Annotated in this window: 15 protein-coding genes; 8 read left to right on the top strand and 7 right to left on the bottom strand. The window is 62.1% G+C overall.

The window, feature by feature from the left end; all coding sequences use genetic code 11:
• Positions 1–84: 84 nt before the first annotated feature.
• The 4 genes from ACOYXI_RS11165 to mnmC form a co-directional block, all read right to left on the bottom strand.
• Positions 85–1,275 (bottom strand): osmoprotectant NAGGN system M42 family peptidase, encoded by a 1,191-nt coding sequence (locus tag ACOYXI_RS11165; RefSeq protein ID WP_461674847.1) that lies wholly within the window; start codon positions 1,273–1,275, stop codon positions 85–87.
• A 162-nt stretch (positions 1,276–1,437) separates the two neighbouring features.
• Complete coding sequence (gene ngg, locus ACOYXI_RS11160) at positions 1,438–3,186, bottom strand: N-acetylglutaminylglutamine synthetase (protein ID WP_461674846.1); 1,749 nt, start codon at positions 3,184–3,186, stop codon at positions 1,438–1,440.
• Between the two features lie 3 nt (positions 3,187–3,189).
• Entirely contained in the window at positions 3,190–4,962 is a 1,773-nt protein-coding gene (locus ACOYXI_RS11155) for an N-acetylglutaminylglutamine amidotransferase (RefSeq protein WP_336839206.1), read from the bottom strand.
• 149 nt (positions 4,963–5,111) lie between these two features.
• Positions 5,112–7,091, bottom strand: coding sequence for a bifunctional tRNA (5-methylaminomethyl-2-thiouridine)(34)-methyltransferase MnmC2/FAD-dependent 5-carboxymethylaminomethyl-2-thiouridine(34) oxidoreductase MnmC1 (gene mnmC, locus ACOYXI_RS11150; RefSeq protein ID WP_461674845.1), 1,980 nt, complete (start codon positions 7,089–7,091; stop codon positions 5,112–5,114).
• Positions 7,092–7,432: 341 nt separating this feature from the next.
• Here mnmC and pap point away from each other — a divergent pair, with 341 nt between their 5' ends.
• Together pap and ACOYXI_RS11140 are read left to right on the top strand one after the other, a co-directional pair.
• On the top strand, positions 7,433–8,947 hold the full coding sequence (gene pap / locus ACOYXI_RS11145; protein WP_047598735.1) for a polyphosphate:AMP phosphotransferase: 1,515 nt from the start codon (positions 7,433–7,435) through the stop codon (positions 8,945–8,947).
• Between the two features lie 103 nt (positions 8,948–9,050).
• On the top strand, positions 9,051–10,235 hold the full coding sequence (locus ACOYXI_RS11140) for a thiolase family protein (RefSeq protein WP_210558200.1): 1,185 nt from the start codon (positions 9,051–9,053) through the stop codon (positions 10,233–10,235).
• A gap of 119 nt (positions 10,236–10,354) precedes the next feature.
• Here ACOYXI_RS11140 and ACOYXI_RS11135 read toward each other — a convergent pair whose 3' ends face one another.
• Positions 10,355–10,549: a DUF6316 family protein gene (locus ACOYXI_RS11135; RefSeq protein ID WP_115989173.1), complete on the bottom strand. Its 195-nt coding sequence runs from the start codon at positions 10,547–10,549 to the stop codon at positions 10,355–10,357.
• A 209-nt stretch (positions 10,550–10,758) separates the two neighbouring features.
• Between ACOYXI_RS11135 and ACOYXI_RS11130 the strand changes: the two genes are divergently transcribed.
• Positions 10,759–11,718 carry a DMT family transporter gene (locus ACOYXI_RS11130; protein WP_134787053.1) on the top strand — a complete coding sequence of 320 codons (960 nt, stop codon included), beginning with the start codon at positions 10,759–10,761 and terminating at the stop codon, positions 11,716–11,718.
• Positions 11,719–11,831: 113 nt separating this feature from the next.
• Here ACOYXI_RS11130 and ACOYXI_RS11125 read toward each other — a convergent pair whose 3' ends face one another.
• Entirely contained in the window at positions 11,832–13,226 is a 1,395-nt protein-coding gene (locus tag ACOYXI_RS11125; protein ID WP_096794913.1) for a class II fumarate hydratase, read from the bottom strand.
• Positions 13,227–13,419: 193 nt separating this feature from the next.
• Between ACOYXI_RS11125 and ACOYXI_RS11120 the strand changes: the two genes are divergently transcribed.
• The 5 genes from ACOYXI_RS11120 (at position 13,420) to ACOYXI_RS11100 (ending at position 17,949) form a co-directional block, all read left to right on the top strand.
• Positions 13,420–13,938 carry a DUF2059 domain-containing protein gene (locus ACOYXI_RS11120; protein WP_003226938.1) on the top strand — a complete coding sequence of 173 codons (519 nt, stop codon included), beginning with the start codon at positions 13,420–13,422 and terminating at the stop codon, positions 13,936–13,938.
• A 12-nt stretch (positions 13,939–13,950) separates the two neighbouring features.
• On the top strand, positions 13,951–14,250 hold the full coding sequence (locus ACOYXI_RS11115) for a BolA family protein (protein ID WP_003226935.1): 300 nt from the start codon (positions 13,951–13,953) through the stop codon (positions 14,248–14,250).
• Positions 14,251–14,559: 309 nt separating this feature from the next.
• On the top strand, positions 14,560–15,501 hold the full coding sequence (gene trhO / locus ACOYXI_RS11110) for an oxygen-dependent tRNA uridine(34) hydroxylase TrhO (protein ID WP_027612407.1): 942 nt from the start codon (positions 14,560–14,562) through the stop codon (positions 15,499–15,501).
• Positions 15,502–15,536: 35 nt separating this feature from the next.
• Positions 15,537–16,139 carry a DsbA family protein gene (locus ACOYXI_RS11105; protein ID WP_171061881.1) on the top strand — a complete coding sequence of 201 codons (603 nt, stop codon included), beginning with the start codon at positions 15,537–15,539 and terminating at the stop codon, positions 16,137–16,139.
• Entirely contained in the window at positions 16,132–17,949 is a 1,818-nt protein-coding gene (locus tag ACOYXI_RS11100) for an ABC transporter ATP-binding protein (protein ID WP_461674844.1), read from the top strand. Before ACOYXI_RS11105 ends, ACOYXI_RS11100 begins: the two co-directional genes overlap by 8 nt.
• Here the strand turns inward: ACOYXI_RS11100 and ACOYXI_RS11095 are convergent, their stop codons facing one another.
• The gene (locus ACOYXI_RS11095) at positions 17,950–22,566 is read right to left on the bottom strand and encodes a deaminase domain-containing protein (protein ID WP_461674843.1); all 4,617 of its coding nucleotides are present in this window, start codon (positions 22,564–22,566) and stop codon (positions 17,950–17,952) included.
• Positions 22,567–22,684: the final 118 nt, after the last annotated feature.

Here is a 22,684-nt window from a genome sequence, read left to right as displayed (position 1 = left end):
GAGCAGGCTCACTCCTACAAGGAAATGCATTCCAACTGTAGGAGTGAGCCTGCTCGCGATAGCCATAGTTCAGATAACAAGGATTCAACTGTCGGAGCGCTGCCCCACCAGACTGTCCACCGACGGCACTCGCGTATCGCTCTCCATCTGTGTCTCATGTTCGATCTGGTGACTGAAGCGATCCAGCGAAGCATTGGCTGGCGCCGCATCGCTGGCAAATACCGGCGGGCTCAGAATGTACGCCCCAAGCAAACGACTGAGCGCCGCCAGACTGTCGATGTGCGTACGTTCATAACCATGGGTCGCGTCGCAGCCAAAGGCGAGCAGGGCGGTGCGGATATCGTGCCCGGCAGTCACCGCCGAATGCGCGTCGCTGAAGTAATAGCGGAACAGGTCGCGCCGCACCGGCAGTTCGTTTTCACCGGCCAGACGCAGCAAATGCCGCGACAGGTGATAGTCGTAAGGGCCACCGGAGTCCTGCATCGCCACGCTCACCGCGTGTTCGCTGGAGTGCTGGCCGGGCGCGACCGGCGCGATGTCGATACCGACGAATTCGCTGACGTCCCATGGCAATGCCGCCGCCGCACCGCTACCGGTTTCTTCAGTGATGGTGAACAGTGGGTGACAGTCGATCATCAACTCCTGACCGCTCTCGACGATGGCTTTGAGCGCAGCGAGCAATGCCGCAACCCCGGCCTTGTCGTCGAGGTGACGGGCGCTGATGTGACCGCTGTCGGTGAACTCCGGCAGCGGGTCGAACGCCACCACGTCGCCGACGCTGATGCCCAGCGATTCGCAATCGGCCTTGGTTGCGCAATACGCATCCAGACGGAGTTCGACGTGATCCCAGCTGATCGGCATCTCGTCAACGGCAGTGTTAAACGCGTGCCCGGAGGCCATCAGCGGCAACACGCTGCCGCGAATCACGCCATTGTCGGTGAACAGGCTGACCCGGCTGCCCTCGGCAAACCGGCTCGACCAGCAACCGACCGGGGCCAGGGTCAGACGACCGTTGTCTTTCACTGCACGCACTGCGGCGCCGATGGTGTCGAGGTGCGCGGAGACGGCGCGGTCGGGGCTGTTTTTCTTGCCCTTGAGGGTGGCGCGAATGGTGCCGCGACGGGTCATTTCGAAAGGGATGCCAAGTTCTTCCAGACGCTCGGCGACGTAGCGCACGATGGTGTCGGTGAACCCGGTAGGGCTGGGAATGGCGAGCATTTCCAGCAGGACTTTTTGCAGGTAGTTCAGATCCGGTTCAGGGATTTGAGTGGTCATGGAAACTCCTGATGAGTTGAGGCGCATCGATGGTTTCGATGAGGGGTGATTTAGGGTGTCTGTTGCGGCCCCTTCGCGAGCAAGCCCGCTCCCACATTTGGAATGCGTTCAACCTGTGGGAGCGGGCTTGCTCGCGAAGGCGTCAGTCCAGACACCTCGGAATCAAGAAACAGCCGGCTGACTGTGCGGAAACAACAAATCGACAAAGCGCTCCGCCGTCGGCTGCGGCTCATGATTGGCCAGCCCCGCGCGTTCGTTGGCTTCGATAAACACGTACTCCGGTTGATCCGCCGCCGGCACCATCAGGTCGAGGCCGACCATCGGAATGTCCAGCGCTCGCGCCGCACGGACGGCGGCATCGACCAGCGTCGGGTGCAGAATTGCCGTGACATCCTCCAGCGTGCCACCGGTGTGCAGATTGGCCGTGCGACGGACGAACAGGTGCTCGCCCGCCGGCAGGATGCTGCTGTAGTCATACCCGGCCGCGTGCAGGGTGCGTTGGGTTTCGTGATCCAGCGGGATCTTGCTCTCGCCACTGGTAGCGGCTTGCCGACGCCGGCTCTGCGCCTCGATCAATGCACCGATCGAATGATGGCCGTCACCGACCACCTCGGCGGGACGACGAATCGCTGCCGCCACCACTTCAAAACCGATCACCAGAATCCGCAGGTCGAGGCCTTCGTGGAAGCTTTCCAGCAGTACGCGGCTGTCGAAACGCTTGGCGGCTTCGATGGCCTGCTGCACCTCTTCGATGCTCTGCAGATCCACCGCCACGCCCTGGCCTTGTTCACCGTCGAGCGGCTTGACCACCACACGCTGATGCTCGTCAAGAAACGCCAGGTTGTCGTCGGCGTTGCCCGCCAGTTGCTGCGAAGGCAGCTTCAGGCCGGCGCCTTTCAACACTTTGTGGGTCAGGCTTTTGTCCTGACACAGACCCATGCTGATCGCGCTGGTCAGGTCGCTCAACGATTCGCGGCAACGTACCCGGCGCCCGCCATGGCTGAGGGTGAACAGCCCGGCTTCGGCATCGTCCACCTGCACGTCGATGCCGCGCCGGTGCGCTTCCTCGACGATGATCCGCGCATAAGGGTTGAAGTTGGCTTCCGGCCCGGGCCCGAGGAACAGCGTCTGATTGATGCCGTTCTTGCGCTTGATGGCGAAGGTCGAGAGGTTGCGAAAACCGAGCTTGGCGTAAAGATTTTTGGCCTGACGGTTGTCATGCAGTACCGACAGATCCAGATAACTCAGGCCGCGACTCATGAAGTGCTCGACCAAGTGCCGCACCAGTACTTCGCCGACACCGGGCCGCGAGCACTGCGGATCCACCGCCAGGCACCACAGGCTGCTGCCATGTTCCGGATCGTTGAAGGCTTTCTGGTGATTGAGGCCCATGACGCTGCCGATCACCGCGCCGCTGTCTTCATCTTCGGCCAGCCAGTACACCGGACCGCCCTGATGATGCGGGGTCAGCCGCGTGGCATCGATCGGCAACATGCCGCGTGCCTGATACAGCAGATTGATCGCCTGCCAGTCCGCTTCGCTTTGCGCCCGACGAATACGGAAACCACGAAACACGCGGGTGGCCTGGCGGTAATCGCTGAACCACAGGCGCAAAGTATCGGATGGGTCGAGAAACAGTTGCGTCGGTTCCAGCCCGAGAATCTGCTGCGGTGCGGCGACATAAAGGGCGATATCGCGTTCGCCGGGCTGCTCGTTGAGCAGTTCCTGCGCCAGCGTCGCCGGGTCAGGGAAAGTGTGGCCGATCAGCAGCCGACCCCAACCGCAATGTACGGCGATGGGGTCGGCGCCGAGTTCGCTGCCGTCTTCGGCCAGACGCGCCTGCAAGCGTTCATACGACGGTGTCTGACCGCGTATCAGGCGCTGATTGATCGCTGTGGCGTGAGGTTTCATCAATCAGATTCCTTGTTCACTGAGCCACAGGTTCAGGGCCGCCAGTTGCCACAGTTTCGAGCCGCGCAATGGCGTCAGTTGGCCTTGCGGATCAGTCAGCAATTTGTCGAGCATGGCCGGGTTGAACAGGCCACGATCCTGGCTCGGATCCAGCAGCAGTTCACGCACCCAGTTCAGGGTGTCGCCTTGCAAGTGCTTGAGGCCCGGCACCGGGAAGTAACCTTTCTTGCGGTCGATCACTTCGCTTGGAATCACCAGACGTGCAGCTTCTTTGAGTACCTGTTTGCCGCCGTCCGGCAGCTTGAACTGGCCGGGAATCCGCGCCGAGAGTTCCACCAGGCGATAGTCGAGAAACGGCGTGCGAGCCTCCAGGCCCCAGGCCATGGTCATGTTGTCGACACGTTTGACCGGGTCGTCCACCAGCATCACCGTGCTGTCCAGACGCAGGGCTTTATCGACGGCCGCATCGGCGCCGGGTTGGGCGAAGTGTTGCTTGACGAAGTCGCCAGCGGCGTCATTCGCGGTCAGCCATTTCGGTTGCACGGTGGCGGCGTAGTCGTCGTAGCTGCGGTCGAAGAACGCCGCACGATAGGCTGCGTATGGATCCGCCGCACCGTCGACTTGCGGGTACCAGTGATAACCGGCGAACAACTCGTCCGCACCCTGGCCGCTCTGCACCACTTTGCAATGCTTGGCCACTTCGCGCGACAACAGGTAGAAGGCGATGCAGTCGTGGCTGACCATCGGCTCGCTCATCGCACGGAACGCGGCGGGCAGTTGCTCGATGATCTCTTTTTCGTCGATGCGCAATTGATGATGTTGAGTGCCGTAGTGCTTGGCGATCAGATCGGAATACTGGAATTCATCGCCACGCTCGCCGCCGGCATCCTGGAAACCGATGGAAAAGGTCGACAGGTTCTCCACCCCGACTTCACGCAGCAGGCCGACGAGCATGCTCGAATCGACACCGCCGGAAAGCAGCACGCCGACATCCACCGCTGCGCGTTGACGGATTGCCACGGCCTCGCGGGTGCTGTCGAGCACGCGGTCGCGCCAGTCTTCGAGGGTCAGGTTTTTCTCGTCGTCATGTGGGCCGTAGGGCAGGGTCCACCAGGTTTTCTGCTCGGTGCGGCCATCGGCTTCGACGCGCATCCAGGTCGCTGGCGGCAGCTTTTCGATGCCCGCGAGCAAGGTGCGTGGAGCGGGCACCACCGCGTGGAAATTCAGATAGTGGTTGAGCGCCACCGGATCGAGGATCGGGTTGATGTCGCCGCCCTTGAGCAGCGCCGGCAGGGCCGAGGCAAAGCGCAAACGCTGGCCGGTGCGCGACAGGTACAAAGGCTTCACGCCGAGACGGTCGCGAGCGATGAACAGGCGCTGGGCATCACGCTCCCAGATGGCGAACGCGAACATGCCGTTGAGTTTCGGCAGCAGCGCTTCGCCCCAGGCGTGGTAGCCCTTGAGCAGCACTTCGGTGTCGCCACCGGAATAGAAGGCGTAGCCCAGCGCTTCGAGTTCGGCGCGCAGTTCCGGGAAGTTGTAGATCGCGCCATTGAAGGCCAGGGACAAACCGAGTTGGCTGTCGATCATCGGCTGCGCCGAGCCGTCCGACAGGTCCATGATTTTCAGGCGACGATGGCCCAGGGCAATCGGCCCTTGGGCATGGAAGCCCCACGCGTCGGGGCCGCGAGGGGCCAGGTGATGGGTGATTCGCTCTACCGCTGCAAGGTCTGCAGGTTGATGATCAAAACGTAACTCGCCAGCTAATCCGCACATAAAGTCCTTACCGGTTTTTCCGTTGGGGAGGGGTCATTCAAGTCAGGCCAAAATGGCCGGTACTCAGAAACTGACCCGCTGCAGATGTGGGAGTTTTAGAACGATGAGTTATAAGAGGGGGCGACTGACCAGCGGCCAGTCGCGATTTTTCATTTGCCGCGAATCAACGTGCGCAGTGCAAAACGATTGGGATGGCAGGCCTCGGCGACGCTTCGGGGCAGTGGCAGCGGCTCGTTGTCCAGCCACGCCGCGAGCAGTTCGCCCGACAGCGGCGCGGTGATCAGCCCGCGTGAACCGTGGCCACTGTTGACGTACAGGCCATCGAGCCACGGGCAGGCGATGTCCGGCACTTGTCGCGCGTCCTTGCTCAACGCGGCGTAAGCCTGAGCGAAGGCTGTGCGGTCGGCGAGGGGGCCGACGATCGGCAGATAGTCGGGACTGGTGCAGCGGAATGCGGCGCGTCCTTCCAGGGTTTCCGGCGGCAGCTCATTGATGTGCAGACGTGCCACCAGATCGCTGGAGATTTCTTCGAGCATCGCCAGATTGCCCAAGTGTTCGGCGGTGGTCGGTGTCAGGTCATCGCTGTTGAAGTCGAAACTCGCGCCCAGCGTGTGTTCGCCCAGGCGTGCCGGGGCGACATAACCTTCGGCGCAGACTACGGTGCGCAATGCCTGGCTCTCAGCGGTTTGTGGCAGGCGCGTGATCTGCCCGCGAATGCGTTTGAGCGGCAGCTCGGCACTTTGCGCAAAACGTTTGATCTCCGCCGCGCCGGCCAATATCACCACCGGCGCGCTGGCGAGCACGCGCTCGCCGTCGAGGGCTTGCCACTGACCTTCGACCTTGCGCAGTTCCAGCGCATCGTGATGCTTGAGCAGTTCGATGTTCGCTTGCGCGGCTTGTGCCTGGCACAGCGCCGGCGGATGCACCCAGCCCCCTTCGGGGTAGAACAGCCCGCCGTGGGCCACAGCGATTCCGGCCTGAGTTGCGGCTTGCGGTTGATTGAGCCAGTGCACCAGATCTTCCGGGAATGCCGCGGCCAGTTGCGCCTGACGCTCGGCTTCCTTGGTGTTGAAAGCCAATTGCAGCACGCCGCAATCGTCCCAGTCGGTGCCGCGTTGCAAGTTTTCCAGCAGACGGCGGGTGTAGCCGAAGCCGCTGACGATCAGTTGCGACAACGCGGTGCCGTGGGCTGATAACTTCAGGTACAGCACGCCCTGCGGATTGCCCGACGCTTCCTGCGCCACGGCCTCGTGACGCTCCAGCAGACTGACGTGCCAGCCGCGTGCAGCGAGGCTGGCAGCGGTCGCACAACCGGCCAGCCCGGCGCCGATCACCAGCGCGCGCCGCTCGCCAGTCAGCGGGGCAGGGCGGGCGAACCACGGTTTGTCCGGCAGCGGTGGCGCGACGTCCTGCGGCCAGCCGAGAAACTCGCCGCGCAGGATCTCCCACTTGTGGCCGATGCCCGGCGTGCGTTTCATCTTGAACCCGGCGGCGTTGAGCAGACGCCGCACCCAACCGGTGCTGGTGAAGGTGCTGATGGTCGAACCCGGCGCCGCCAGTCGCGCCAGTTCGACGAACAATTCAGCGGTCCACATGTCGGGGTTTTTCGCCGGGGCGAAACCGTCGAGAAACCACGCATCAATCTGCGCATCGAGTTGCGGCAGTTGCTCCAGCGCATCGCCGATCAGCAGCGTCAGCGTCACTCGGCCATTACCGAGAACGATCCGCTGAAAGCCCTGATGGATCGCCACGTAATGCGTCAGCAGTTGATCGGCCAGTGGCTTGAGCTCCGGCCACAAGGCCAGCGCCCGTTGCAGATCCGTCGGACTCAGCGGATATTTTTCGACGCTGACGAAATGCAGCCGCGCACTGGCCACCGCGTGCTGTTCGAACAGCTGCCAGGCGCAAAGGAAATTCAGCCCGGTGCCGAAGCCGGTTTCGCCGATCACCAGTCGCCCATCGGCCGGCAGCGCGGCAAAGCGCTCGGCCAGACGGTTCTGTTCGAGGAACACGTAACGGGTTTCATCCAGCCCCGACTGGTCGGAAAAATACACATCATCGAACACCCGCGAGCGCGGACGTCCCTGGTCATCCCAGTCGAGTTGGGCGTGGGGCAATACAGGTTTCATGGCAGGCTCGGCAACGACAAGGCGGCCATTCTAGCTGATCGGGCGCAGGGTGCTTGATCCATGGCAAGGCCCGGCTGTGCAGCCTCGAAGACAATTAACGATTTGGGCGCGGATCAGAGCAACCTGTGGCGAGGGGATTTATCCCCGATCGGCTGCGTAGCAGTCGCAATCCCGCTACCAGCGTGCATCTGGCGTTGAATGGCTTTGGGGCCGCTGCGCTGCCCATCGGGGATAAATCCCCTCACCACAGAGTTTTTCTTGAAGCCAAAAGGAGCGGAATTTCTCCGCCGCGCCCATGCCCAATCCGCTAGTCTTGCTGAATCCTGGAAGGAGCCGTCCCCATGTTTGAATCCGCCGAAATCGGCCATGCCATCGACAAAGAGACTTACGACGCGGCTGTACCTGCCTTGCGTGAAGCACTGCTGGAAGCGCAGTTCGAGTTGCAGCAGCAGAAGCGTTTTCCGGTGATCATTTTGATCAACGGCATCGAAGGCGCCGGCAAGGGCGAGACCGTCAAGTTGCTCAACGAGTGGATGGACCCGCGCCTGATCGAGGTGCGTACTTTCGATCAGCAGACCGATGAAGAGCTGGCGCGGCCACCGGCGTGGCGTTACTGGCGGATGCTCCCGGCCAAGGGACGGATGGGCGTGTTCTTCGGTAACTGGTACAGCCAGATGCTTCAGGGCCGGGTCCACGGTCTGTTCAAGGATCCGCGTCTGGACCAGGCGATCAACGCCGCCGAGCGTCTGGAAAAAATGCTCTGCGATGAAGGCGCGCTGATCTTCAAGTTCTGGTTCCATCTGTCCAAGAAGCAGATGAAAGCGCGGCTCAAGGCGCTGGCCGACGACCCGCTGCACAGCTGGCGCATCAGCCCGCTGGACTGGCAGCAATCGCAGACCTACGACAAGTTCGTCAAATACGGCGAGCGCGTGTTGCGCCGCACCAGCCGCGACTACGCGCCATGGCACATCATCGAAGGCATGGACGCCAATTATCGCAGTCTTGCCGTCGGCAAAATCCTGCTGGAAGGCCTGCAGAATGCGCTCAAGCGTCCAGAGGTGCATACCGAAGAGGTTAACGCCGCCCCGTTGGGCACGGCGGTCGATCAACTCAACTTGCTCGACAGCCTCGACCTGAACCAGCGACTGGAAAAGAAGGACTACGAAGAACAACTGATCACCGAGCAGGCGCGGCTGTCCGGGCTGATGCGTGACAAGCGCATGCGCCGCCACGCACTGGTGGCGGTGTTCGAAGGCAACGATGCGGCGGGCAAGGGCGGGGCGATTCGTCGGGTCGCGGCGGCGCTCGATCCGCGTCAGTACAGCATCGTGCCGATTGCCGCGCCCACTGAAGAGGAGCGCGCGCAGCCGTATCTGTGGCGCTTCTGGCGGCATTTGCCGGCGCGGGGCAAGTTCACCGTGTTCGACCGCTCCTGGTATGGCCGGGTGCTGGTGGAGCGGGTCGAGGGCTTCTGCAGCCCGGCCGACTGGCTGCGGGCTTACAGCGAGATCAACGATTTCGAAGAGCAGATCGCCGACGCCGGGGTCATCGTCGTCAAGTTCTGGCTGGCGATCGACAAGGACACGCAGATGGAGCGCTTCCAGGCCCGCGAGCAGATTCCGTTCAAGCGCTTCAAGATCACTGAGGACGACTGGCGCAACCGCGACAAGTGGGACGCCTACCGCGCCGCCGTGGGCGACATGGTCGACCGTACCAGCACCGAGATTTCGCCGTGGACGCTGGTCGAGGCCAATGACAAACGCTGGGCCCGGGTCAAGGTCCTGCGCACGATCAACCGAGCGCTTGAGGAAGCATTCGCGAAGTCCGACAAACGCGCGAAAAAACACAAGGACTGAGCCGATGGACCCGCATACGCGAGGTGAATGATTGTCGCGGTCGGCGGCAGGGTGGATTTATGCTCGGTCCACTCTCCTCCGACAACAACAATTGAGGTATGCCATGCGTGAAGTGGTGATCGTCGACAGCGTGCGGACCGGCCTGGCCAAGTCCTTTCGCGGCAAGTTCAACCAGACCCGCCCCGACGACATGGCGGCCCATTGCGTCAACGCGCTGTTGTCGCGCAACGACATCGACCCGGCCAGTGTCGAGGACTGCATTGTCGGCGCCGGCTCCAACGAGGGCGCGCAGGGTTACAACATCGGCCGCAACGTGGCGGTGCTGTCGCGGCTGGGCACCGGCGTGGCCGGCATGACCCTCAACCGTTTCTGTTCTTCGGGGTTGCAGGCGATTGCGATTGCCGCCAACCAGATCGCCTCCGGTTGCAGCGACATCATTGTCGCCGGCGGCGTCGAATCAATCAGTCTGACCCTGAAAAGCGTCAACACCGACCACCTGATCAACCCGTTGCTCAAGCAGCAGGTGCCGGGCATCTACTACACCATGGGCCAGACCGCCGAAGTGGTCGCGCGCCGTTATGACGTCAGCCGCGAGGCGCAGGATCGTTACGCGCTGCAAAGCCAGCTGCGCACTGCCCAGGCGCAGGCGGCCGGGCTGTTCAATGATGAAATTGTGCCGATGGCGGTCAAGTACCGGCTCGAGGACAAGAACAGTGGCGAAGTGCAGATCCTCGACGGCATCGTCGATCACGACGACTGCAACCGCCCGGACACCACTTACGAAAGTCTCGCCGGACTGAAACCGGTGTTTGCCGAGGACGGTTCGGTGACAGCCGGCAACTCATCGCAATTGTCCGACGGCGCGTCGATGACCCTGGTGATGAGCCTGGAAAAAGCCCTGCAACTTGGACTCAAGCCGAAGGCGTTTTTCCGCGGTTTCACCGTCGCCGGTTGCGAGCCGGACGAAATGGGCATCGGCCCAGTGTTCTCGGTGCCGAAACTGCTCAAGGCCAAAGGCTTGCAGGTGGCGGACATTGATCTGTGGGAGCTGAACGAGGCGTTTGCTTCGCAGTGTCTGTATGCCCGGGATCGATTGGAGATCGACAACGACAAATACAACGTCAACGGCGGCTCGATTTCCATCGGCCACCCGTTCGGCATGACCGGTTCGCGGCAGGTCGGGCATCTGGTGCGTGAGTTGCAGCGGCGTAATTTGCGTTACGGCATCGTGACCATGTGCGTGGGGGGCGGGATGGGGGCGACGGGGTTGTTTGAGGCTGTTCGTTAAACCTGCAGATTTGTATTGACTGTCAGGACGCCTTCGCGAGCAAGCTCGCTCCCACATTGGTACGGCGTACACCGATCAGAATGTGGGAGCGAGCTTGCTCGCGAAGGCATCAACTCGGTTCATCGGTTGGAATCCAGAAGCTGCATCCGCGCGATATACGCCTGAATTTCCTGCTCAGCCTTATCCGGGGAATCGAACGGCCCCTCAAGGGTGTTCTCCCGCGTGCTGAAAAACAGTTCGCCATTGACCCGGCACAACCGGTCGCTGCGAAAGTGCGTGGCGGGGGCGCTGTCATCGGCGCGCATTCCGTACATGATCCGGCTCCTTGATTGATCCGTTGCAGGGATCCAATCAGCTTATGCCTGAAGCACTTGGCGCGCTTCGTCAGCCGATCAACGGCAAAGCGTCAATTTAATGCTGCGACCTGCACAGTTTCATTCGCGGCCTGGCCCGAACTGTCCCTGTGTTGCGTCTGTCGGCGGGCCTAGAATGATCGCTCTCGTCAGCAGGCATTGGGGTTCGCATGCACATTTCATCCGGTCGCTGGGTCTACGGTCTGTTCCTGGCGCTGCTGACGGCGTTTTTGTGGGGCATCCTGCCGATCAAACTCAAGCAGGTGCTGCTGGTGATGGACCCGATCACGGTGACCTGGTTTCGCCTGTTGGTCTCCGGCGGCTGCCTGTTCATCTACCTGGCGGCCACGCGCCGCCTGCCGAGCCGCAAGGTGCTCGGCCCCCGGGGTGGCTGGCTGGTGCTGATGGCGGTGCTCGGGCTGGTGGGCAACTACGTGCTGTACCTGATGGGCCTTAACCTGCTCAGCCCCGGCACCGCGCAGTTGGTGGTGCAGATGGGGCCGATCATGTTGCTGATCGCCAGCCTGTTTGTGTTCAAGGAGCGCTTCAGCATCGGTCAGGGCATTGGCCTGGCGGTGCTGCTGATCGGCTTTGTGCTGTTCTTCAATCAGCGTCTGGCTGAACTGCTCACCTCATTGTCGGACTACACCGCCGGCGTGTTGCTGGTGCTGCTGGCCTCGACGGTCTGGACCTTCTACGCACTGGGGCAGAAGCAATTGCTCACGGTGTGGAATTCGCTGCAGGTGATGATGGTGATCTACCTGTTCTGCGCGCTGTTGCTGACACCGTGGGTGCATCCGCTCGAAGCACTGGAACTGAGCCCGGTGCAGGGTTGGCTGTTGCTGGCGTGTTGCATGAACACGCTGATTGCCTACGGTGCCTTTGCTGAAGCACTGGCGCACTGGGAGGCCTCACGGGTCAGTGCGACGCTGGCGATCACGCCGTTGGTGACCTTTGGCGCGGTGGCGATTGCCGCCGGGGTGTGGCCGGAATATGTGCATGCCGAGCAGATCAATGGGCTGGGTTATGGCGGGGCGGTGCTGGTGGTGCTGGGGTCGGCGCTGGTGGCGTTGGGGCCGTCGCTGATTGCCGGGTTGAAGGCGCGGCGGATGCGGATTGCAGCCAGTTAGACCGCTTTATCGTTCTTCGCGAGCAAGCCCGCTCCCACATTTTGATCGGTGTATGCCGTACCAATGTGGGAGCGGGCTTGCTCGCGAAGGCGGCCTGTCAGGCGCTACAGGACTCAGCCCTTGGCGCCGGCCTCGATCATGTTCTCCGGCCGCACCCAGGCATCGAACTCCTCACTGGTCAGATACCCCAGCTGCAGCGCCGCCTCGCGCAAGGTCAGTCCCTCACCGTAAGCCTTCTTGGCGATTTCCGCCGACTTGTCGTAACCGATGTGCGGATTCAGCGCGGTCACCAGCATCAGACCGCGTTCCAGGTGCTGGGCCATGACCTGCGCATCCGGTTCAAGACCGGCGATGCAGTGCTGCTGGAAGTTGCTGCAGCCGTCGGCGAGCAGGCGGATCGATTGCAGCACATTGTGGATGATCACCGGTTTGTAGACGTTCAGTTGCAGGTGACCCTGACTCGCCGCAATGCCGATGGTGACGTCGTTGCCCAACACCTGGCAGGCCAGCATCGACAGCGCTTCGCACTGGGTCGGGTTGACCTTGCCGGGCATGATCGAGCTGCCCGGTTCGTTGGCCGGCAGTTTCACTTCGGCAAAGCCTGCGCGAGGGCCGGAGCCGAGCAGGCGCAGGTCGTTGGCGATTTTCATCAGCGCCACGGCGAGGGTCTTCAGGGCGCCGGACAGGCTGGTCAGCGGCTCATGCCCGGCCAGCGCGGCAAACTTGTTCGGCGCGGTGACGAACGGCAGACCGGACAGCGCGGCGAGTTCCGCAGCAATCGCTTCGCCAAAGCCGTGCGGCGAATTCAGGCCGGTGCCGACGGCAGTGCCGCCCTGCGCCAGTTCACACACCGCCGGCAGTGCGGCGCGGATCGCCCGTTCGGCGTAATCCAGCTGCGCTATAAAGCCCGATAGCTCCTGACCGAAGGTGATCGGCGTCGCGTCCATCATGTGCGTGCGGCCGGTCTTCACCAGTTTCATGTGCCGTGCGGCCAATTCGGCCAGGCCGCCGGACAGCTCGGCGATCGCCGGCAGCAATTGCTCCTGCACGGCTTTGGCAGTGGCGATGCTCATGGCGGTGGGGAAGCAGTCGTTGGAGCTTTGCGAGCGATTGACGTGATCGTTGGGGTGCACCGGCGTTTTGCCGCCGCGCGGATTGCCGGCCAGTTCGTTGGCACGGCCGGCGATCACTTCGTTGACGTTCATGTTGCTCTGAGTGCCGCTGCCGGTCTGCCAGACCACCAGCGGAAACTGGTCGTCGTGCTGGCCGTCGAGGACTTCGTCGGCGGCTTGTTCGATCAGGCGGGCGATGTCGGCGGGCAGGTCGCCGTTGCGGTCGTTGACCCGGGCGGCGGCTTTCTTGATCAGTGCCAGGGCGTGCAGTACCGGCAGCGGCATGCGTTCCTGACCAATGGCGAAGTTGATCAGCGAGCGTTGCGTCTGAGCACCCCAGTAGGCGTCGTCCGGGACTTCGATCTGGCCCAGGCTGTCGGTTTCGATACGGCTCATCGTGCACACTCCTGTTGGTTCGTTTGCGCAGTTTAGGCCCGGTCAGGCCCAGGTGGTTCCCTCGAACCGATTGTTGACCGGTAAAACCCGGGCAATCAAGCGCGGCAAGGGCCGGGGGTTGAGCCATAAGGTTTTTTAGGCGCAGAATGGTCGCCCTTGGGGTTTTACCTCGCCTAGCTGAAAAGGAAACTCGATGACTCGTCTTCGTGCCATCTGCACCGCGGTTGCACTGGTTTGCGCCAGCGGCCAGGTGCTTGCCGATACCGCCAGCCACAACGCCAGTGCTGAAGCTTTCCTGACCCTGGCGCACGCTGACAAGCTGGGCACTCCGGTGTACATGCAAGTGCAGCAAATGTTCGCTCAGCGTTTTGAACAGACCAAAGCCCCGGAATCCAAGAAAGCCGTACTGGAAACCTACCAGGCCAAGGCCAACGCCGCCCTGGATCAGGCCATCGGCTGGAACAAGCTCAAGCCTGACATGGTCAAGCTCTACACCAGCAACTTCAGCGAATCGGAGCTCAAAGACCTGGTCGCGTTCTACCAGTCGCCACTGGGCAAGAAAGTCCTGGAGAAAATGCCGCAGCTGACCCAGCAATCGGCCCAGATGACTCAGGCCAAGCTGGAAAGCGCCGTGCCTGTCGTCAACAAGCTGCTCGACGACATGACCAACGAGCTGGCACCGAAAGGCGCTGCGCCGGCCAAGAAGAAGTAAGCGGAGTTCGTGATGACCATGCAACAACGCATCGAATCGACGCTGGGCCTGCTGCAGCCTGAGCATCTGCAAGTGCTGGACGAAAGCCACATGCACAGTCGCGGGTTACAGACGCACTTCAAGGCGGTGGTGGTCAGCGCGCAGTTCGAAGGCCTGAACCGGGTCAAGCGCCACCAGAAAGTCTACGGCACGCTTGGCGAGCTGATGGGCGAGTTCCATGCGTTGGCGCTGCACACCTACACCCCGCAGGAATGGGCAGAAGTGGGCGCCGCTCCGGCGTCGCCGACCTGTGCCGGCGGTAGCAAACACTGACTTTGGATGTAACGGGCTTTTTGTGGTGTGGGAGCTTTTGTGGCGAGGTGATTTAGCGAAACGTCGCACCGCCTCGATCGGCTGCGCAGCAGTCGTAAACCCACAGAATGCGGTATCCCTGAGAGACTGCATTCGCGGGTTTTGGGGCCGCTTCGCAGCCCATCGGGGATAAATCCCCTCGCCACAGAGTTCTCGGCACATCCTATAACGATCCTGTTTTTGCTAGAATCCGCAACGCGCCGCTCACCCGGCGCGTTTTTTTTGAATCCGGTTCACCCTTTGCGAGGGTAGCCACCTGGAGAAATACCCATGACACAACCGATTGTCGTGGCGGCACTGTATAAGTTCGTCACCCTCGAAGATTACGTTGACCTGCGCGAGCCCCTGCTGCAAGCGATGGTCGACAATGGCATCAAAGGCACTCTGCTGATCGCCGAAGAAGGCATCAACGGCACCGTGTCCGGCAGTCGCGAAGGCATCGACGGCCTGCTCGCCTGGCTGAAGAACGACCCGCGCATGATCGACATCGACCACAAAGAGTCGTACTGCGACGAGCAGCCGTTCTACCGCACCAAGGTCAAGCTGAAGAAAGAGATCGTCACCCTTGGCGTCGAAGGCGTGGACCCGAACAAAAAGGTCGGCACCTACGTTGAGCCGCAGGACTGGAACGCGCTGATCAGCGACCCGGAAGTGCTGCTGATCGACACCCGCAACGATTACGAAGTGGCGATCGGCACCTTCGAAGGCGCCATCGATCCGAAAACCACCAGTTTTCGCGAATTCCCCGACTACATCAAAGAACACTTCGACCCGGCCGTGCACAAGAAGGTCGCGATGTTCTGCACCGGCGGCATTCGCTGCGAGAAAGCCTCCAGTTACATGCTGGGTGAGGGGTTCGAAGAGGTTTACCACCTCAAGGGCGGCATCCTGAAGTACCTCGAAGAGGTGCCGCAGGAAGAAACCAAGTGGCAGGGTGACTGCTTCGTGTTCGACAACCGGGTGACCGTGCGTCACGACCTCAGCGAAGGCGACTACGATCAATGTCATGCCTGCCGCACACCGGTCAGTGTTGAAGATCGCGCCTCCGAGCACTACGTGGCCGGCATCAGCTGCCCGCATTGCTGGGACAAGCTGAGCGAGAAAACCCGCCGCAGCGCCATCGATCGGCAGAAGCAGATCGAACTGGCCAAGGCGCGCAACATGCCGCACCCGATCGGCTACAACTATAAACAAGCATCCACCGAGGCCTGATCATGACTGCGCGCCTGCTCTATGTGATGGATCCGATGTGTTCCTGGTGCTGGGGGTTCGCCCCGGTTGCCAAGGCATTGGTCGAGCAGGCGCAGGCAGCCGGGGTGGAGTTGCACCTGGTGGTCGGCGGGTTGCGCACCGGTAGCGGTGCGGCGCTGGAACCGACTACGCGGCGCTACATCCTCGAGCACTGGCAAGCGGTCACTGAGGCTACCGGCCAGCCGTTCAAGTTCGACGGGGCGTTGCCCGACGGTTTTGTCTACGACACCGAGCCGGCTTGTCGGGCGATCGTTACCGCGCGCAGCCTGGCGCCGGATTGCGCGTGGACGCTGGTCGGCCTGATCCAGCAGGCGTTTTATGCTGAAGGCCGCGATGTCACTCAGGCCAGTGTGTTGGTCGAACTGGCCGAACAGGCCGGCGTACCGCGTATCGAGTTTGCCGCGCTGTTCGATCATGCCGACCAACACAAAGCGACTCAGGCTGATTTCAGCTGGGTGCAGGATCTGGGCATCGCCGGGTTCCCGACCCTGCTCGCCGAGCGCAACGGCCAACTGGCGCTGTTGACCAACGGCTATCAACCGCTCAGCGAACTCTCGCCGCTGCTTGGTCGCTGGCTGGAGCGCGCCGCCTGTGCCTGACCTGGCCGATGACACGCCAGCCGTAAAGCGTGTCGACCGGCTGAGCTGGGCAGAAGTCCGGCGCCTGGCACTGCATCACAAAAAATCCCTGTGGATCGCCAACGGCGTGGCCGTGCTGGCGACGCTGTGCAGTGTGCCGATTCCGTTGCTGTTGCCCTTGCTGGTGGACGAAGTCCTGCTCGGGCATGGCGATGCCGCGCTGAAAGTCATGAACCACGTGCTGCCGTCGATGTGGCAACAAGCGGCGGGTTACATCGGCCTGATGCTGGTGGTCACCCTGACTCTGCGTTGCAGCGCCCTGTGTTTTGGCGTGTTGCAGGCGCGGCTGTTCGCCCGGTTGGCGAAAGACATCGTCTACCGCATTCGTGTGCGCCTGATCGAACGCCTGAAAAGGATTTCCCTCGGCGAATACGAAAGCCTCGGCAGCGGCACCGTGACCACCCATCTGGTCACCGATCTGGACACACTCGACAAGTTCGTCGGCGAAACCCTCAGCCGGTTTCTGGTGGCGATGCTGACCCTGGTCGGCACCGCGAGCATCCTGATGTGGATGCACTGGAAACTGGCGCTGCTGATCCTGCTGTTCAATCCGCTGGTGATCTACGCCACGGTGCAGTTGGGCAAGCGGGTCAAGCACCTGAAGAAACTGGAGAACGACAGCACCTCGCGTTTCACTCAAGCCTTGAGCGAAACCCTCGATGCGATCCAGGAAGTGCGCGCCGGCAACCGTCAGGGTTTCTTCCTCGGGCGACTCGGCTTGCGCGCGCAGGAAGTGCGTAACTATGCGGTCAACTCGCAGTGGAAGACCGATGCGTCGAACCGCGCCAGTGGTCTGCTGTTCCAGTTCGGCATCGATATCTTCCGCGCGGCGGCGATGCTCACGGTGCTGTTCTCCGACCTGTCGATCGGCCAGATGCTCGCGGTGTTCAGCTACCTGTGGTTCATGATCGGCCCGGTCGAGCAGCTGCTCAATCTGCAATACGCCTACTACGCGGCGGGTGGCGCACTGGCGCGGATCAACGAACTGCTGGCGCGGGCCGACGAGCCGCAATACTCGGGCGGCGTCGATCCGTTCAAGGGCCGGGAAACCGTGGGTATCGAGGTGCAGGGGCTGAGCTTCGGTTACGGCGATGAGCTGGTGGTGGATCAGATGAACCTGTCCATTGCCCCCGGTGAGAAAGTCGCGATTGTCGGCGCCAGCGGCGGCGGCAAAAGCACTTTGGTGCAACTGTTGTTAGGGCTGTACACGCCGTTGTCCGGGACTATCCGTTTCGGCGGTTCGACCCAACAGGAAATCGGCCTGGAGCTGATTCGTGAAAACGTCGCGGTGGTGCTGCAGCACCCGGCGCTGTTCAACGACAGCGTGCGCGCCAACCTGACCATGGGCCGCACCCGCAGCGACGAAGCCTGCTGGCAGGCGCTGGAAATCGCCCAGCTGGAGGCGACCATCCGGGCGCTGCCGGACGGTCTCGACAGCATCGTCGGACGCTCCGGCGTGCGTCTGTCCGGCGGTCAGCGCCAGCGTCTGGCGATTGCGCGGATGATCCTCGCCGAGCCGAAAGTGGTGATTCTCGACGAAGCCACTTCGGCCCTCGATGCCGCCACCGAATACAACCTGCATCAGGCCATGGCACGCTTCCTCAGTGGTCGCACCACGCTGATCATTGCCCATCGCCTGTCGGCGGTGAAGCAGGCGGATCGGGTGCTGGTGTTCGATGGCGGGCAAGTGGCCGAGGATGGCGACCACCAGCAACTGATCGCCGATGGCGGCCTCTACGCCAAGCTCTACGGCCACCTGCAGCGCCTGTAATCAGCCCCACAGCACCTGCAACGCCGCCTCGCCGCCGTCATGGCCGAACTGCTTCATCACCACCGAACAGGATTCGCACGGGCGCATGGTCGTCGCGATGTCGACCGCGCGGATCTCTGTCGGGTCGGGATATTTCTCACGTAGCACGCTGATCAGTTTGCTTTCGCTGTCCAGCGAGGTCGGCCGGCTGGTCTGCGTCGGCTGATAGGTTTTCAGCTCCTTGATGGTCAGCGGCACGGCCAGCAGTTGCCCTTGCTCGGTGACCTCCAGCGAGGTGCGCGGGAAGCTTGGGTTGTAGTCGATGTTGACGTAAGTGGTGTCGCCGATCCGCACGTGATTGGCACCCATGTGGCGAAACAGCGGCAGGCGCTGGGTGCTGCCTTGCGCGCCGGACACGCTGACGTAGATCTCCCGTTTGCCGCTGGTCGTGGTGACTTCGGCATAGGCGATGTTACGTGCGTTGACCGGCCGCTCACGCACGGGCAACAGGTTGTGCAGTTTCTGCATGGCACTGTCGATGCGCAGGGCCGCGTTAGTGTTGGACGGGTTGATTGTTGGTGACAGAAACAACGTGTCGAAAATCTCTGCGGTTTTCTGCCGAAAGGCTTCCGGCGCTTCCTTGCTGCGCGCCCAAGTGACGGCGCCTTCGGGCAGGCGGGTGACGATCATCCGTGTCGAGTGATCGAACATCAGTGCTTCGCCCGGGCTGGTGTCGACCTTCAGCCATTTCATATTGTTTGCAGGCATGGCCGTGGTGCCGATGGGGATCGCGATCTGTTCCATGGTCTGCATCGCGCGCTGCACCGATTCCAGACCATGGATGCGCACCATGTTGTTGGCATGCAGCGAGCCGGTGTAGACGGTCAGCAGTTCAGCGCCGAGGGTGCCGTCGGCCAGTTCGGCGGGTGCCAGGCGCTTGAACGTCAGCTGCTTGCCGGGGATTTCGCCTTTGGCGAAGGTTGCCAGGTAGTACTCGTGGTGGTTGACCCGGAAAAACACATGGGTGGCCGAGTCGTCGATGGCCGGCATCAGCACGGCGCCGACCTGATGTGAATCGTTGATGTCGTCGTAGGTGCCGCCGGTTTTTATCCGCGCATAAATGCCTTTGCGAAACTGCAGCGTGGCTTGAATCTGCTGTCTTGGTACCAGCCTGCCTTGATTGAAACCCAGGCGACGCAGGTCGCCGTTGAACAGCCTCGGGCGGTTATCGATGATCTGATAAAGCCTGGCTTCGACCGCCAGGAACGTTCCGTCACGCCGGGTCAGGGTGGCCGGCTCCGAAACCCGCTCGCCGAACCACGGTGCGTAACCCTTTTCCTTGTCGATGGTGCCGACGGCGGGGATCGGGGCGGGTTCTGCGGTGATGTAGCTGATGCGGCAGTCGCCCGCGCCCGGTGCGCGACGGATCCGGCACGGCAGCAGCGTCCAGTGCTGACTGTCATCGAGCAGATCGGCCCGGCGCAGTTCATCGCCGTCGAGTCGATAGGGCACATCATCGATCAAGACTGTGGTGCGTCCGCCAGCCTCGGGGACAAGCTCGACGCGGGTGTTCGGCGCTACTTCGATATCGATCTGATCGTCGGTTTTTTTCACGGTGCGGTAGTGCGAACGCCCCAGCGAAAAACCATGCTCGTGTGCGAGCAACTGCGGCCCATAAGGGCGGTCGGACAGCGGATCGAGCAAGTGATGCCGCGAGCCGCCGACGTTGCGCACCGGCACATCGTCAATGCCTCTGACCACGGCCAGGTGATCGGCAGGGTTCAGCGCTTTCCAGCGCCCGGCATCCAGTGCCTGGGGCAGACTGTGCAGCAGGTCATAGTCAGCGCTTCTGCCGGCCAGCCTTTTCAGACGTGCAACCGCGCGGTGTTCCAGATGCGCCACGGCCCGCACTGCGCCGATCGCACCTCGGCCGCCGAGCTTGAGCAAAGCAGGCGCAGCGTCCAGCGGATTGAGGTTTCTCAAGCTCGAAACCAGCAGGTTTTTCGACAATTGCGCCATGCGTGGCAGGGCGACGCGAATCGCCATTTTCCCGGCCACGGCCGCGAGGCGAATGCTGCCGGCGACGAATTTTCCCAAGGGAATCGCGAACGAGACGATATCGAGGAGCAGGCCGAGTACGCCCATTGCGCGTTTGCCCGGACTGTCCGACTGCAGGTCTTCGAGACTGCCCCAGAACGGGATAAAGCCCTTGAGGGCATGAGTCCAGTGCTGTTTGCGGCTGTCGCGCTCGAAACGGGTATCACCCCAGGCCTCACTGCGCAGCGCCTGCTCATCGGCATAGAACAACCGGGTCGCGATGAACGAGGCGATGTGCGCCGTGCGCGGTGAGCTGAAGGTCAGGTTCGGCGAACTGTCGTGATGGGCCGCCGGGATCATCGAAACCGGGAGGGAGTCGCCCAGCGGTTCGAGGATCGCGACGCATTTGGCGTCGGGGGCGGGTGTCGAACCGTCCCAGTGGGCTTTTCGATCGAACGGCAGGCGGCGGGCGACGATGCGGCTGATGCTCTGGCCCTTGGTCCGTCCACGTTTGGGCGGCAGGGGTGGCAATAACAGACCGCCAACATGTGTGCCATCCAGATCCGGGCGTTTACGAATGATGCCGGCACGAGGCAGGCATTCGTAGAATTGTGGCGGGCCCTGATACGTCGCCTGCAACACGAAGCCCATGCGGGCCCGGTGCGGCAGGATGTTTTCCGCTGTCTCCAGGTGAGCTTCGATATGCCGTGTCGGATCCCTGAGGCTGTGAATCCGCACTTCGCCGTGCTCCAGTGCCCGGCGGTCGGGCCACGGCAGTGTGACCAGCAGCGACTTGATCAGGTATTCATAGGCTTTGCGGGCCTCGCTCAGATAGTCGTCGTACTGCTGCTCGAACAAGGGCCTGATCTCGGGCAAGGTGCAGTTGCTCGGAAACCGTGAAAGGCGTCGGCCTGGATGTCCGGTATCGACAATACCGCTTTGCAGTTTGCCTGCTGCGTTGAGGCTGATCCATTCGCTGGCACTGCGGCCATCGTTGCTGACGTACCAGCGCGTGTCGGGGCTCAACCCGCCAGCGGCATAGACCTCCAGCAACGGCCAGGTCGGCAATGCCACATCCGGGGTGTCGATAATGCTGCGTCGGCTACGGTTGGGCGTTGAAGGATGGTGGCGTTTGAGGCGAATCGTCGTGTGATCGTACAGCTCGTTGGCCAGCGCCTTGTCCAGTTGCTGTTTTGCCAATGCGAGTCGCCGTGGCGGCTCGATGTCCAGTTGCAGGATCGCTGCGTTCATTTGCTTCTTGTGGTCTTCCAGCGCTTGCAGGGCAGCGTCATCGCCGGATGTCTCGTTCGCTGCAGCCGGCGCTCCGGTGGCCAGTGTCCAGGTCTGCGCGGCAGCCACTCGGGTCATGGCGATCAGGGTTTGCAGGTCGGTGCTGGCGTTTTCGCTTTTGTGCAGCGGCAGATCGACCAGTTGCTGAAAGCTCAGATGTTCCAGCAACTGTGGATCGAGGGCATGGGCGAGGTGCACGCCATGCACGAAATTGACCCAGACCACCGAGCTGGCGTACGGCAGGTCGTCAGGAATGTCGCGCACTTGAAATTCCGGCCCGAACTGCGTCAGGCATACCCATCCCAGCAGATGTTTTTCGGTCGGGGACGAGGTTCGGTGAGAATCCTCCAGGTGCTGTAAAAAATCCCGGCGAATGCTGGCGTAGCTGGCGCCGTAGTGAGCGCGTTGTTCCAGCGCAAAACCGGCCACTTCGGTCGAGCTGCCTTCGCCGGGCAGTTCGTACCACAGGCACAACGCTTCGAGCAGTAAACGCAGGCCGATATCGGGCACGGTCAGTTCATCGGGCCGCGCGCCATACCATTGCAGTTTCTGCAGCAGGCGCTGGCCCAGGTCACGCGCCTTGGGGGTGTCGAGCAGGCGATCCAGGCAGGCGGCAGGCTGCTGTTCCAGTTGCTGGCGGGTGAAGGCAGGCGTTACTTCGCTGGCCAGGCTGTCGATGGCCGACAGGGTTTTGCCGGTAAGCCAGTCGCCAATCAGGTCGTGAATCGCGGCTTTGTCATCGTCGCTCATCAGTCCCGTCAGCGCCGGCTGGTGTCGCAGATTCAGTCGGTGGCAGGCGCGTTGTTCTTCGACCTTGCCGATCAACCGGGCCAGTGCCGTGGCGTCCTGTGCATCCGTAAATGTGAACCCGGACTCACGCAGCAATTGTGACAACGGCAGCAGCCTGTCGGAACGCAGGTGTGCGCCTATACTCAGCAACGCTCGCTGAAATTCTTGAATTGTGCTGGAGGCCCGGGTGACATCCTCGATGGTGAAGCGGGCGCAGCTGCCATCGGGACGATTGAAGGAAAAGCTGCAGTGACCGGCTGCGGCGTCGACTTGCAGCAATGATCCTCTGGACGCTTGCAGGTGAGCTGCCAATTGTGGCTCGCCGCTGTCATCGAACAGTGCTTGCAGAAGGTTTTGCGCCTGGTCGTGGGCTGCACCCAGGCGTGAATGTGTCTGGGGTGTGAGGTAGTAGGTCTGCAGTGAGGTCGATGCGTCGAGCACGGCGCGCAGGGCAGAGATCATTGCGCGGTATTCGCTCTGTTGGGCAGTATGGCGTTGCAGCGTGGCGGAAGGTGACTGCATGGAAAACGGCTCTGGAATGATTGAAAGCCGTCAGTGTCGAAGCATGGCGAACAGCGGGTGCGGTACATACGTATCGCCGGTTGAAAATGTCCTGGTTTGCTGGAAGGGGTCGCTCCCT

Source organism: Pseudomonas sp. G3-19 (assembly GCF_054855875.1).
The sequence above is the reverse complement of the archived record's forward strand: the minus strand, read 5'-3'. Positions and strand labels throughout refer to the sequence as shown.